The following is a 14,268-nucleotide window of genomic DNA, read 5'->3' on the forward strand; positions in this document are numbered from 1 at the left end:
TTTATTTTGGGAAATTGAAAAACCGCTTTATATTTGCACCCGTAATGACGCCGATGTAGCTCAGCTGGCTAGAGCAGCTGATTTGTAATCAGCAGGTCGTGGGTTCGAGTCCCTCTATCGGCTCAACGGAAACCATCACTTTTGTGGTGGTTTTTTACTGAAAATGAGAGCAAATTTTATTTGTAATATTAAAAAAACAATTATATATTTGCACCCGAAATAACAACGCCGATGTAGCTCAGCTGGCTAGAGCAGCTGATTTGTAATCAGCAGGTCGTGGGTTCGAGTCCCTCTATCGGCTCCAAAAACCATCACAGAAATGTGGTGGTTTTTTTTATGCTCAAATATGAAAATTTCAATTTTTGAAATCTCGAATTTCAATTTATCGACTTTGTTAAAGTTTTAAACTTTGACAAAGATTTTACGAAAAGATGAAATTTCTAATTTCAATTAATTTGGATTGGGAATTAATTTTTTTGTAGGAAATTATTTGTTTTTTTTGTAGATTTGCAAAAAAAAATAATGGAAGAAAAATCAATTTTTGAAAAATTTGAAATGCAGTTTGATGAATCAGCAAAAGGTTTTCTAAAAGAAACTGCTAAATGGGCAAACGTCTTATCTATCATTGGGTTTGTTGGAATTGGATTTATGGGGTTAGCTGCTATCTCTGGACTTTTATCCTCTAAGATTACGACATTAAGCGTTGGGCCTTTAAATGGTATTACAGGAAAAACTATTGCATTAATATACCTAATTCTAATAGTTATTTACTTTTTTCCAGTTTACTATTTAAACAAGTTCGCGGTAAATGTAAAGAAAGCATTTAGAGAAAATGATTCGAGTACGCTTACGGAGTCTTTTAAGAGCTTAAAATCTCATTTTAAGTATATAGCGGTATTTACAATTTCTTTTATAGTTCTATATGTTTCTATAATTGTAATAGCTATTATAATAGCAAGTGTTAAATATTCTTAATAATAAAAAAAGCCCTGAGTTTTCAGGGCTTTTTTTGTTGTATTTTAGACGAAATTATTTTTGTTCTTCCGTTGTTGTTGCTTCAGTTTCAGTTTTGGTTTCTGCTGAGGTTGTTTGCTGTTCTTTTTTAAGATCGCTAATGTATTTTGTCAATTTCTTTCCGTAAAGCGATTTAGCTACTTTAGGAGTCATTGATTTTTGAATCGTGTCAAGAAATTTGATATTGATATCATAAATCTCTGCTAAAGCAATATAAGGAGCTACTTCATAATCTTTATTGTTTATCGCAAAATTGGTAGCGTATAAATATTTTCTTCTAATGTTAGATTCTACCTTTTTAGTTAAGCTGTCTAATGCTTTTTGATCCTGTCTTTTTATTGCTTTAAAACGAGGTTCAACCATTGAAAGATTCTCATCTATAAAACGAGAGTTTATTTTTTGATATTGCTCGTATAATTCTTGGTTTTTTGATCCTGTAATTTTAGCACCAGAAATATAATTATCTAAGTTAGTGTCGATATTAATGTTTCCTGGTTCAGCAAAGAATAAAATATTATTGTCTAAAGAGTTGGTTACACCACGATCTAAGAATAGATACAACATTTCTGGAGATTCCAATTTGATATCTGTTTCAAATGCAGAATTTCCATCTATTTTAATACTGTCAATAGCTACTAAAGAAGTATCGACAATTCTTTGGATATATAAAGTTCCTTTTTTTAATCCTTTTATGTTTCCAGTAATATGTACATTGTCACTAGATGATTCTTTTTTGCCGCATGATGCAACTAGTGCAAGAGTAACAAAAGCAATTAAAGTTTTTTTCATTGGTTTATTAGATTTTGGTGCAAAATAAAGAAAATAGTTTAAATGTAAAGATGCTGAAGTTTTATTTTTATAAAAAAAATAAATCCCAATCTATTTCTAAATTGGGATTTAAAGTTTTGCATTAAAAGCTCTTACATTGATAAAGTAAAGGAAGCGCCGTTTTCATTCGTATAAGTGTAAATGGCATCACAATCATTATTGCCATAGTCAATAACACCGTTAAAAATTCCTCCTTGAACTTTTAATTTCCCTTTAGAGATAAATAGGCAAGAATATTTTTTAACCAATGTTTCTTGTACAGTGAATGTTAAATTTGTTCCATCTGCTGCGCCAATTGTATGTGTTCCATCTGTAATTTCGTAAACATTATCTGTTAAGACAAAAGGGGTGTCAACGCCAGCAGTTTGTTTTGTAGTGTAATTTCCAGAATTGGTATACACATTGCCTTTTGAATCTGTAAGTTTTCCGTTGATTACTTTTCTAGTCCATTGAGGAACAGTGGCGTCAGTTGTAGTATTTGTATACTCAATAGTTCCTTCTAGTTTAATGGTATTGATAGAATAATTAATTCTTTCAATAGTCATTTTGCTTCCAGTTGTAGTTATCGGTCCAGAAAGAGTAATTTTTAATTGTCCTTTTCTAGTTAAGTTGTTATCGTCTTTACAACCTGTTGTTCCGAAATCGGCTAAAAATACTTTTGGGTAATCCTCTTCAGTTGGTGTTGTAACAGTAATCGTAGCGCAAACTGCAACAGGAGCACTTTCAGTAGTTTTTCCAGTCGTAGCTGTACCGTTAGAAACGAGAAGAGCAGTGTTGAGGTCCATTTCGGTTGAAGTATCAATAGCAATAGACGCTCCAATATTTGTCAAATCTGCGGTTTGCGTTGACTCGTTATTGTCGCTAGAGCAAGAGATATACAAAAGTGCTGTAGCACAAATAGTTGTTAGTAAAATGGCAGTCTTTTTCATAATGGTATTTGTTTTGGATTAGATTAATAAGGCAGTCAAATGTAATAAAAAAAATGAATTACAATGAAAAATCCTGTAACGATGGGTTACAGGATTTTATAACGATTTTTTGGGAGAAAAATTATAGAAATAGCTCAGAAATGAATTTAAACTGATTTATAATAATCGCTTTTTGCCTTTCTGATTTTCTTATATTCTTCCCAATTAAAGCGATCCAGAAAATCGGCAGCATTTTGTGCGCCTCGAATAAAAAGATCTATTTTGGCATCATCTGTCAGATTGAAATTTAGCCAATTGTGACTTCCTGTATCAATATATCCGATGAGGTTTTTGAAGTCTGGATTTTTTCTTAAGAATTCAAAATCGTAACCATATCTCGCGGTATCAAACATCGAACTAATTAAATTGGGTAATTTTTCATTTTTGTTGATTTCATTTTTGTCGTAACCTAATTTCACTCCAAAAGTTGGTGATGCAGGAACATTTCTGTTTTCATGAAAAATGTCAATAGGAAAATTTGAAATAATGCCGCCGTCCATAAACATAACTTCAGAAGGAACAGATGTTCGTAAACAAGTCGCGTCATTCCATTTGTTCCAAGCCTCTATTCCGCTTGGAATATTTTTAATTTTAAAAGGAGTAAAAAACAACGGAATCGACATAGAAGCCCGAACAAAGTCAGCTGGATTTTGAACGTCTGGATTAGAATAAAATAAATCGATCATTCGTGGGAAAATAATTTTACTTTCGGTTGTAATATCGGCAGCAATTATTGCCATTTCGCTCCAGTGATCCATGCGCTTGTATTCTTCATTTCCTTCTGGATGCACTCGATATAATTTATTATCGTCAGAAACTCCTTTTTCTCTTAAAGCTTTTAGATCGGCGTAATTTTTTATTCCCTTTTGCGAAAGCAAATTGGTCATCCATTGATAAAAATTGTTTCCTGGATTCAGTCCTAAATCATCTTTAAAATTATCCACTACTTGACAGCCTTTCATTATTAATTTTAAATTTCCAGCATCGCTCAATAAAGCATCAATAAACTCCCGCGCATCTCGATCGCCGTCAACAAAATCATATAAGTTTTTATTGCATAAACAATCTAAAATCCATTCCGATTTTTCGATATCACAAGTTCCTGCCGCAGCCATTAGCATCGTATTAATGCTTCCGGCGGAAGTTCCGGCGAGACTTAAAAATCGAATTCCCATCTTTTCTAAAACATATACATAACCGACTAATGCAATGCCGAGCACACCACCGCCTTCTTGCACAAGATCAACATATTGGCAATTATTGTTATCAATAATATCAGAGAATTTTTTGTCTTTGATTCGTTCTTTTAAATCTTTTAAAATTGCTAGAATTGCTCCATTCTCTGTGAATTTTCTCTTGTCCATGATTTCTAGAATTTAGATTTGTTTTGAAATTAGTTCGTTGGTAATCAAAAGTATATAATTGTGTTTTGCTAAAAAAGGGGAGAATACCCCTTTTTTGAAGTAAATTTTTGGGCAAAAAAAAATCCTGCAAAACTTAATTTGCAGGATTTCTAAAATATTTATTTTCGAATGATTATTTAATCATTTCAAAACTTCTTTTTACGAAAGCAGTAAGAGCTTCACCTTTTAGAAGGTTTTGAGACAATTTAGCTAAATCTAAAGCTTGTTTAACCAAATGCTCCTGGTGCGTTTTGTCTTCAGTATTTAAAATGCTTGAAGCTAAATCAGAATTTGTGTTTACAACCAAATTGTACATTTCTGGCATATTACCCATTCCGAACATTCCTCCGCCACCTGTTTGACTCATTTCTTTCATTCTACGCATAAATTCTGGTTGCGTGATAATGAATGGAGCTGCTTGAGAATCCATAGCTTCTAGCTGAACACTGTAAGCTTTTGGAATATAAGCTTCTAATGAAGTTTTTAAAGCTGCTTTTTCGTCATCAGATAATTTGGAAATAGTGTTTTCTTCTTTTTTGATTAAGTTGTCAATGTGATCAGAGTCAACACGTACGAAAGTTAATCCGCTGTTATCGTTTTCAATTTTCTGAATTAAATGCGAGATAATCGGAGAATCTAAAAGCAATACTTCATAACCTTTATCTTTTGCCGCTTCAATGTAAGAGTGCTGTGCATCTTTGTTTCCAGCATAAAGAACAACTAATTTACCATCTTTATCAGTTTGGTTTTCTTTTAGTTTTTCTTTTAATTCTTCTAAAGTGAAATAAGTATCATCTACTGTTGGGTATAAAACAAATGCACCTGCTTTTTCGTAGAACTTCTCTTCAGAAAGCATTCCGTATTCTAAAACGATTTTAATGTCGTTCCATTTTTGTTCAAAATCAGTACGGTTCTCGTTAAATAAAGCTTTCAATTTATCAGCTACCTTACGAGTAATGTAGTTTGAAATTTTCTTAACAGCTCCGTCTGCCTGTAAACCAGAACGAGAAACGTTCAATGGAATATCTGGAGAATCGATTACACCTTTTAGCATTGTCAAGAATTCAGGAACAATTCCTTCTACGTTGTCAGTAACGTAAACTTGGTTTTGGTACAACTGAATTTTGTCTTTCTGGATTTGCATGTCGTTTCCTAATTTAGGGAAATACAAAATACCAGTTAAGTTAAACGGATAATCGACATTTAAATGAATGTGGAATAACGGCTCTTCAAACTGCATTGGATACAATTCTCTATAGAAGTTTTTGTAATCTTCATCAGATAATTCAGAAGGCTGTTTTGTCCAAGCTGGATTTGGGTTGTTAATGATGTTGTCAGTTTCAACAGTTTCATTAACGTAATCTTCTGGAGCATCTTCTGGTTTTGGAAGCGTTTCAGTTCTTGTTCCAAATTTAATCGGAATAGGCATAAACTTGTTATACTTATTCAATAAACCGCTGATTTTAGAATCGTCTAAGAACTCTAAAGAATCTTCAGCAATGTGAAGAATGATTTCTGTTCCGCGTGAAGTTTTGTCAGCAGGTTCTAAAGTAAATTCAGGACTTCCGTCACATGTCCAATGTGCAGCTGGCTCGTCTTTGTATGATTTTGTGATGATTTCCACTTTTTCAGCCACCATAAAAGCAGAGTAGAAACCAAGACCAAAATGTCCGATAATTCCAGAATCTTTAGCAGAATCTTTGTACTTGTCTAAGAATTCCTCAGCTCCAGAAAAAGCTACTTGATTGATGTATTTTTCAACTTCATCAGCAGTCATACCTAAACCTTGATCGATAATGTGGATTTTTTTTCCTTCTTTATCCACTTTAACCTCAATGATTGGGTTTCCGTATTCTACTTTAGCTTCACCAATGCTAATTAGATGTTTTAATTTTAAAGTAGCATCAGTACCATTAGAAACAAGCTCGCGCAAGAAAATTTCGTGGTCGCTGTACAAGAACTTTTTAATTAAGGGAAAAATGTTTTCTACTGAAACATTAATTTTACCTGTTGCCATATTTTTTAATTTTTGATTTAATTTGATGATTTTCACTTATTCAAATAGAATACCAATTGTTTTTTGGGTGACAAAATGTCGGAAATGTTAATTTTGAAAGAAAATAAATAGATTGTAAAACGAATAATCTCTCAGCTAATCGTATATTTGTGGTACAATAATTGTTAAAACGACAAATATTAATCTTAAAAAATTGTATAAAATGAAGAAGAGTATTTTTATATGCGTGATTGCCGCTATGTTTTTTGCGTGTAAATCGGCTTCGTCAACATCAGCTTCGTCATCTGAGGCTACAACACTTTCAACAAAACTTGACAAATCGACTCAAGTAGCGTTAAAAGGAAATTGGGTACTTACTAATGTTTCTTATCCAGGTTCTGATTATATCAAAGTAAATTCATTTGATCTTGCAGATTCAAAATGTTTTATTGGAAGTAACTGGAGCTTTATTTCTAATAATAATAAGGGAACAATGGCTTTGACTTCTCCAAGTTGTACTGCATTTTCTTCTCCAATTGTATGGAGTATTAACAACCAAGGTTTGTTTGTGCTGAAAATTCTTAATGCAGGCGAAAAAGCGAAGAAAGTAAGAGATGGTTATTTGCTTAAAGTTGCAGGGGTGAGCGAAAGTTCATTTCAGTTAATTGATAACATCAATGTTGGAGGTCAGGTAAAAGATGTAGTTTATCAATTCCAAAGAGCTAATTAATATTTTAAAGATATAGAAAATGAGAAAGATAACAGTTTTAGGTTTAAGCAGTTTAATGGTGATAGCGAGTTTTTTTACAAGCTGTGATTCAGTAAAAAATGCAAATAACACACAGAAAGGAGCCGGAATTGGAGCAGTTGCAGGTGGTGTAATTGGTGGTATTTTGGGTAACAATTTAGGAAAAGGTGGAAACGCTGCATTGGGAGCTGCAATTGGAGCTGCTGTGGGTGGTGGAACTGGAGCCTTGATTGGAAACAAAATGGACAAACAGGCTCGTGAAATCGACCAAGCTTTGCCAGGTGCTTCTGTAGAAAGAGTTGGAGAAGGTATTCACTTGACTTTAAATGAAAACTCAGTTCGTTTTGATACTAACAAATCAACTTTAACGTCTACTGCAAAAGCTAACTTAGATAAATTAGTTCCTGTATTTAATGAATATGGAGATACAGATATTCAAATTTTTGGTTACACTGATAGTACAGGAAAACCAGAATATAACTTAACACTTTCAGGACAAAGAGCTGCATCTGTACAAGCTTATTTAGTTTCAAAAGGATTAAAATCAAGTCGTTTCAAAACTTCAGGTTTAGGAATTGCAGATCCAATTGCAACAAATGATACTCCAGAAGGTAGAGCTCAAAACCGTCGTGTTGAATTCTCAATTACAGCAAATGACAAAATGGTAAATGACGCTAAAGCGGAAGCTGGAAAATAATTTCAAAACAAAATAAAATATAAAAAAAGCTGTTTCATAATTGAAGCAGCTTTTTTTGTTATTCGATTCCAGGACAATATCCCATATAAACTACTTCATATATATTGTGTCTAATTTTTTAAACTATCAAAATTTTGACTGTAAGTATAAAATGATAGAAATAGAATTATAAAAAAGATATTTCTCATTTGATTTTATAATTATTCTTTATAACTACAAGAATTAATGTGCATAACCTTATAAATTGTGTATTTTTTATTTCTTTTTTCAGAGAGATCAATTATATAATAAGTTTTAATTCTTGTAAATAACTCGCATTGAATATCTTGATAATTAAATCTTTTTAAGTTGTTAATCGGAACTGTTTTTTTTCTAACTTTTCTTAAATACAGTTTGTCTACAATTTTGAAGTCTAAAGCTCTATTGGAAGTTTTTTTAAGCTCAAAATCAAAATAATGTGCATCTTTTTTTTTGTAATTAAAAATATAACTTCTGTTTTTAAATCCATCTTTTTCTTCAGGGTAATCAATTTTAAGGTTATACTTTCCCTTTTGAAAAGGAATGTAAATTGTATCTAATTTTTTTTATATAATCAAAATCTTGCGAATATGTGATTTTTGATAGTAAAATTGTAATTATAATAAGTATGTGCTTCATAATAAGGTTTCTATTCCTTAGTATAACATAAATTAATAGATATCACTCTGTATAGCATTACATTTTTATTTTTCTTTTCTGAATAATCAATAATATAGATTGTTTTTAACTGATTAAGAATTTCACAAGAAACATCTTGATAGTCAAACTTATTTAAGGCATCTATTTTAATTGTTTTTCTTTTATGTTTTCTTAAAAATGATTTATTAACGACGGTATTGTCTGATGTTCTATTCTTGTCAATTTCAAAGCGGAAAGGTTGAATTTCTTTTTTCTTAACATTGAAAAAGTATCCTTTATTCTTAAATCCGTTTTTTTCTTCAGGATATTCAATTTTCATATTGTGCTTTCCTTTTTTAAAAGAGATGTAGATAGTATCCAGTTTTTTTAAATATTCATAGTTTTGTGAATATATATTATTTGTTAAGAATATAAAAAATATTATTTTTATGTATTTCATAGTAAATCAAATTTAGTTTTGTAAATCATCGTGACCATATTTTATATAGTTTCCTAATAAATTCCAATGATCTGAACCTACAGCAAAATCTACTTTGAAGCAAGTGGCTTCGTCTAAACCGCTTAAAGAGAGGTATTTGTAATATTCGTCCCAATTCCAAGGAGTTGAAGTCAAAGGTAATATAGTGGGATGCATTGTTCTTTCCTGCACTTTAGTTCTCCCTGTTTGAGTAGTAACTGAATCTCTAATTTCGGATAATACCTTTTGCATAGTAGGAATCATTTTGGCATACATAAAATCATGTTGCTCATTAGCTGTTGGATACATTGTGTTTAAGATTTTTATAAATTCTGCACCAATAGTTGGATTTTTCGCTTTTACAAAAAGATAGGCATGTATACATTCATGTAAAATGGTCTTTGCATTTTCTATATTGGTTTGGCTCATTGTAGTTCCTGCAATCAATATTTGTTTACTTATTTTTATTGTAATCGCTTTTGTTATAGGATCCTCACTTGTCGTTGCATGAACCTCTTTTTTTGAAGGATCATTGTTTTCATAAACGTGATCATTGACCTCAAAAGTGACATTGAATTTCTTATTATCATCAAATATATCCAAAAACAACTTTTTAAATTCAGGAGAATCTGTCAGATTTTTGTAGATCTCATTGAATTTTTTATTTTCAGGTAAATTTATATTATTAAAAATAGCACTTAAGTTTACATCCAAAGGCGACTTTTGCGAATATATAAAATTTTGTATAGCATTATTAAGCTGTTTTACTAAAGTAAATTGTTGATCCTCAATACGGTATAGCATTTGTAGTGTAAAAGCTTTATTTGCAGGAGTAAAACCTTGATTGTTCAAGAAATCGATTAATGCTTTACTATAATTGTAATTGTTTACTATGGTATGTTTTTCTAAAGCTGAAAATTCATAATCAGGTTTAAACATTTTTTGTAGTGCTAAAAAAATTCCCTCCCCTGTTTTAAGATAAGATGTTCCTCCACCTGAACCTCCTGTCCAGCTAGATTTAGTTGCAGATGTTGTAGGGCTTGGGGTCGGATCACTATATCCATCTCCAGAACACCCACAGCTCGTAAAAACATTTGGATGGGTACACCCACCATCTGCATGTGTAGCACAACAGGTGCAATCACTATATACGGTTACACAATAACAGTCAATTCGGGCTGTTTTACTTGGAGTATAATTTGGTTGATGTGCATGAAATGGAGAGGCATAATATCTTATAGTTCCATCATCCATGCCTTCGATAGTCACTAATTTTATATCAACATTTGTATCCGTTATTTCTACAGATAAATTATTTAAAATATTAGAGCGCTTTTCAGAAGTTATGTATAACGGAATACTATAAGCGGCTTCATTTTTGTCATTTTTGATAGCGACTATATTTTTATCATCAAAATAATAATCTGTGCTTCCAGAGTTTGTCTTAAGATTAGAAACAGGATTGTTTTCAATAAAGAGTGCCAATTCTGAATCTCTATTTTTTAATTTTTCAAGTAATTCATTTAAGGTTACTTTTTCAGAATAAGTTGAACTTTTAGGACTGGACTGGTTTCCTATTTCTTCATTTACTCCACAAGAATTAATTATCAACGTAATGGTGATTAAGAAATAAATTTTTAGGCGTTTCATTTTTTTATTTTGGTGTTAGAGAGGCGAATTTAGGTAAAAAAAGGATTACAAATAATTAATTAGTAGTATTTTTTGTATTTTATTGGTTTTTACTTAATTAGAACTATGAACATTTAACGAGGGCAATAGCATGATCTTTTTTTTCGTTTATAAAACACATTGTTGCTCCTAAGTAAAATATTAATTTTAGGTTATTCCAATAAATAATTTAATTTCAATAATAATCTGATTTTATTTTTTTGACATTAGAAATTAAACATTGTAAATTTGACCTCTCAATTACAACTCATGCTTGACATTCAAAATATCTCTTTTACGTATACTGATAGCCCCGTTATAAAAAACATCTCTTTTTCTATTGAAAAGGGTCAGAACATTGCGATTATTGGTGAGAGTGGCTGCGGAAAAAGTACGCTGCTTAAACTTATATATGGTCTGTATGATCTAGATGAGGGAAATATTTTTTATGGGGATAAACCTATTTTAGGGCCAAAATTTAATTTGATTCCTGGAATGCCTTATATGAAATATCTGGCGCAGGATTTTGATTTGTCTCCGTATGAAACTGTTGCAGAGAACGTAGGTAAGTTTCTTTCGAATGGTTTTGCAAACATGAAAAAACTTCGTGTTCAGGAATTGCTTGAGATGGTAGAAATGGATCAGTTTGCTAATACCAAAACAAAATTTTTAAGTGGAGGACAGCAGCAGCGAGTTGCTTTGGTTCGAGTTTTAGCTTTAGAGCCAGAAGTAATTTTGTTGGATGAACCATTTAGTCAGATTGATGCTTTTAGAAAAAATGCGCTTCGCCGTAATTTATTCCGTTACTTAAAGCAAAAAGAAATTACCTGTATTATTGCAACGCATGACAGCACTGATGCTTTGTCTTTTGCAGATCAGGCGATTGTAATGAAAAATGGAGAAGTAGTCGTTAAAGACGATCCGTCAAAAATATATGAAGATCCAAAAATAAAATATGTTGCTTCGTTATTTGGAGAAGTAAATGAGATTCCAACTCATTTGTTATTGCCTTACGAAGATGAAACACACAAAACATTGGTTTATCCCCATCAGTTTAAAATGGTTTCAGAATCGAAATTAATGGTAAAAATTAGAAGAACATATTTTAGAGGAGGCCATTATTTAATCGAGACGGTTCACAAGAGGCAATTGATTTTCTTTGAAAGTGAAATAGATCTGCCGTTGGAACAAGAAGTTTTTCTAGCATTAAATTATTTATAAAAAAGAAACCCGATAGAATTACTATCGGGTTTCTTTTTATTGTTTAATGAAATTAATTCTTAAGATATTTTTCTAAAAACTGATCTTGTTCCCATAGTAAATGAAGAATGTTTTCTTTGGCAACATAACTATGCGATTCTTTTGGAAGAATAACCATTCTTGCTGGCGCTCCCAATCCTTTTAATGCTTGGAAATATCTTTCTGTTTGCAAAGTAAAGGTTCCAGGATTATTGTCTGCTTCTCCATGAACCAATAAAATTGGAGTTTTCATTTTTTCAGCATTCATAAAAGGCGACATTGTATTGTAAACTTCTGGAGCTTCCCAATAATTTCTTTGCTCAGACTGGAATCCAAATGGAGTTAAAGTTCTGTTGTAAGCACCACTTCTTGCAATTCCGCAGGCAAAAAGGTCTGAATGCGTTAATAAATTAGCCGTCATAAATGCTCCATAAGAGTGTCCTCCAACAGCCACTTTTTTACGATTAATGTATCCTAAAGCATCAACTGCATCGATCGCAGCCGCGGCATTATCAACTAACTGTGAAATAAAGTTGTCGTTTGGTTCTGTAGTTCCTTCGCCAATAATTGGAAAAGCTGCATCGTCTAAAACCACATATCCTTTTGTAACCCAATACACAAAAGATCCATAATAAGGAAATGTAAATTCATTTGAATTTTGAGTCGATTGCGATGCGCTATTTCTGTCTTTATATTCTGCTGGATAAGCCCAGATCAATAGCGGCAATTTTTCTTTTTTAGTTTTATCATAACCCGCAGGAAGGTATAAAGTCCCTGAAAGCTCCAATCCGTCCTTACGTTTGTATTTAATAACTTCTTTGCTTACGTTTTTAATGCTTTCAAACGGATTTTTGAAATCAGTTATAGCGGTTAAACTGTTTTGTTTTTTAATGTTTCTGAAGAAATAATTCGGATATTCTGTTTTAGATTGAATTTGAACCAAGACTTTTCCGGTTTTAAAATCTTCAATTTCTAAAATATCCTCTTTTTTATCTTTATATGGAGAAGTATATATGCGTTTTGATTTCAAAGTTTCAACATTGAATTCATCCACAAAAGGGAATTGTCCATCTTTAGTATAACCTTCGCCAATTCTATAGAGATTATTTTTTTCGATAGCTAAAACATACTTATTGTAAGCATTTTTTCTTGTTTCGAAAACTCCAGGATCCGAATAAACATCTTGCGAATTTCTATCTGTAATCAATTTTGGCTGCTGACTTGGATTTGATGGATTAATCAAAAAAGTTTTAGTGCTTCTAGTGTCATACCATTCTTCTGAAAGTATGGCTAAATTGTCATTTCCCCAAGTGATTTCAGAGAAACGTTGTGGTGTTTTTACTAATGAAGTAGCTTCTTTATCGAAAGGCGCATCCCAAAGGAAAACTTCATCTCTAAAGTCAACTTTTTTAGCAGGATCTCCTTCATCTAAAGCCACAACATAAGATAATGTTGAAGGTTTGTCCTTTCTCCAGTCCATTTCTCTTTTTCCTTTTCGAACAGCCATAAAACCTTTTGGCGTAATTTCGTTTAACGGAACATCATTTACCAATTTAATTTCTTTTCCACTTAAATTATAAACATAGGTTTTAGAAGGAAATTTGTAAAAAGGAACGATATAAGAAAATGGTTTTTGAATTGTAGTCAGCATAATGTAATTACCGTCTGGAGATATGTCTTCTCCATAATACATCGCTGCTTCTTTAAATAAAACAGCATCACCATTTAATTTTACTTTGTATAATTCAGAAGTTATGCTGTTTTCGAAATTTGCTTCGTCATTTTTATTTTTCAGCATATCAGGATAAGTTCTGTTTTGAGATTTTTCTCCTGAAGTGTTTGAAATAATTGGTCCGGTTGGTAAATCCTTTTTAGAATCTAAAAGTGGCTGTCTGTTTTTAGGAAGCATTTTTACTAAAATGGTTTCGTTATCTAAAAACCAGTTAAACGGATTTCCAAGATTTGCATTTACTAAAGCCTCTGTTAGTTTTGTAGCTTGTGCTGTTGCTACATCTATAACCCAAAGCTCTACACCAGAATTTGTAGTGTGAGAGAATAGGATTTTTTTGTCGTTTGGAGACCAAAGAATGTTTGATATTTTTGGATTACTAGGAAGGCCTTTCACTTGAATTTCTTCTTTTCCACTTACTTTTCTTAGTTTAAGATTGATAAAATAAGTTACTGTACTCGAAATATTAGTAACAGGATTAATTCTTAAACCAGCCAAACGAAGCTCGTCCTGATTTAAATCATCAAGCGTTTTATAGGTGTTGCGGTACTTTAAGAGCATATTCTCCTTTTTTGTATCCATCGATACTGAAGGAGCTCTTTCATAATCTGCCAAATCTAAAATAGATTTAGAAGGTTTTTGATAAGTTAGATTCTCTTGCGCAAAAGATAAAAAGCTTATATTTAAAAATAAAAAGAGTGTAACCTTTAATTTCATAGTCTGAATTTTATGGGTTTGTAAATGGTATTCAAAATGTTTGTCTAAGATACTTTTGTCTTGTTACATTTTGTGCCCGATTTTTAATTTTTTTCAGTGTTTGTGTCTGAAAATTGTCTTTTCAAG

The 14,268-nt window shown here is 31.8% G+C and carries 11 protein-coding genes and 2 tRNA genes; 6 read left to right on the forward strand and 7 right to left on the reverse strand.

What is annotated here, in order from left to right; translation table 11 throughout:
• The first annotated feature begins 49 nt into the window (after positions 1–49).
• From OD917_RS03940 to OD917_RS03950, 3 genes are all read left to right on the forward strand, one after another.
• A tRNA-Thr gene (locus OD917_RS03940) sits at positions 50–123 on the forward strand.
• A gap of 104 nt (positions 124–227) precedes the next feature.
• Positions 228–304 (forward strand) — tRNA-Thr (locus OD917_RS03945).
• A 218-nt stretch (positions 305–522) separates the two neighbouring features.
• Positions 523–975 carry a hypothetical protein gene (locus OD917_RS03950; RefSeq protein ID WP_263522232.1) on the forward strand — a complete coding sequence of 151 codons (453 nt, stop codon included), beginning with the start codon at positions 523–525 and terminating at the stop codon, positions 973–975.
• Positions 976–1,029: 54 nt separating this feature from the next.
• On the opposite strand, the gene OD917_RS03955 is transcribed toward OD917_RS03950, so the two are convergent.
• The 4 genes from OD917_RS03955 to htpG all read right to left on the reverse strand — a co-directional run bounded on the left by OD917_RS03955 (position 1,030) and on the right by htpG (position 6,230).
• Positions 1,030–1,803 carry a DUF4369 domain-containing protein gene (locus OD917_RS03955; RefSeq protein WP_263522233.1) on the reverse strand — a complete coding sequence of 258 codons (774 nt, stop codon included), beginning with the start codon at positions 1,801–1,803 and terminating at the stop codon, positions 1,030–1,032.
• A gap of 131 nt (positions 1,804–1,934) precedes the next feature.
• Entirely contained in the window at positions 1,935–2,771 is an 837-nt protein-coding gene (locus OD917_RS03960) for a hypothetical protein (RefSeq protein WP_263522234.1), read from the reverse strand.
• Positions 2,772–2,917: 146 nt separating this feature from the next.
• Positions 2,918–4,174: a patatin-like phospholipase family protein gene (locus OD917_RS03965; protein ID WP_263522235.1), complete on the reverse strand. Its 1,257-nt coding sequence runs from the start codon at positions 4,172–4,174 to the stop codon at positions 2,918–2,920.
• Between the two features lie 172 nt (positions 4,175–4,346).
• Positions 4,347–6,230: a molecular chaperone HtpG gene (gene htpG, locus OD917_RS03970; RefSeq protein ID WP_263522237.1), complete on the reverse strand. Its 1,884-nt coding sequence runs from the start codon at positions 6,228–6,230 to the stop codon at positions 4,347–4,349.
• A gap of 202 nt (positions 6,231–6,432) precedes the next feature.
• Here htpG and OD917_RS03975 point away from each other — a divergent pair, with 202 nt between their 5' ends.
• Together OD917_RS03975 and OD917_RS03980 are read left to right on the forward strand one after the other, a co-directional pair.
• Positions 6,433–6,939: a lipocalin family protein gene (locus tag OD917_RS03975; protein ID WP_263522238.1), complete on the forward strand. Its 507-nt coding sequence runs from the start codon at positions 6,433–6,435 to the stop codon at positions 6,937–6,939.
• A gap of 19 nt (positions 6,940–6,958) precedes the next feature.
• The gene (locus OD917_RS03980) at positions 6,959–7,654 is read left to right on the forward strand and encodes an OmpA family protein (protein WP_263522240.1); all 696 of its coding nucleotides are present in this window, start codon (positions 6,959–6,961) and stop codon (positions 7,652–7,654) included.
• Positions 7,655–8,321: 667 nt separating this feature from the next.
• On the opposite strand, the gene OD917_RS03985 is transcribed toward OD917_RS03980, so the two are convergent.
• Positions 8,322–8,771 (reverse strand): hypothetical protein, encoded by a 450-nt coding sequence (locus OD917_RS03985; RefSeq protein ID WP_263522241.1) that lies wholly within the window; start codon positions 8,769–8,771, stop codon positions 8,322–8,324.
• A gap of 12 nt (positions 8,772–8,783) precedes the next feature.
• Positions 8,784–10,439: a SprT-like domain-containing protein gene (locus tag OD917_RS03990; RefSeq protein ID WP_263522242.1), complete on the reverse strand. Its 1,656-nt coding sequence runs from the start codon at positions 10,437–10,439 to the stop codon at positions 8,784–8,786.
• Positions 10,440–10,727: 288 nt separating this feature from the next.
• Between OD917_RS03990 and OD917_RS03995 the strand changes: the two genes are divergently transcribed.
• Positions 10,728–11,678, forward strand: coding sequence for an ABC transporter ATP-binding protein (locus tag OD917_RS03995; RefSeq protein ID WP_111285609.1), 951 nt, complete (start codon positions 10,728–10,730; stop codon positions 11,676–11,678).
• 52 nt (positions 11,679–11,730) lie between these two features.
• Here OD917_RS03995 and OD917_RS04000 read toward each other — a convergent pair whose 3' ends face one another.
• Entirely contained in the window at positions 11,731–14,142 is a 2,412-nt protein-coding gene (locus OD917_RS04000) for a prolyl oligopeptidase family serine peptidase (protein ID WP_263522243.1), read from the reverse strand.
• Positions 14,143–14,268 lie beyond the last annotated feature (126 nt).

The organism is Flavobacterium sp. SH_e (assembly GCF_025717045.1).
In the GTDB taxonomy this organism is placed as follows: domain Bacteria; phylum Bacteroidota; class Bacteroidia; order Flavobacteriales; family Flavobacteriaceae; genus Flavobacterium.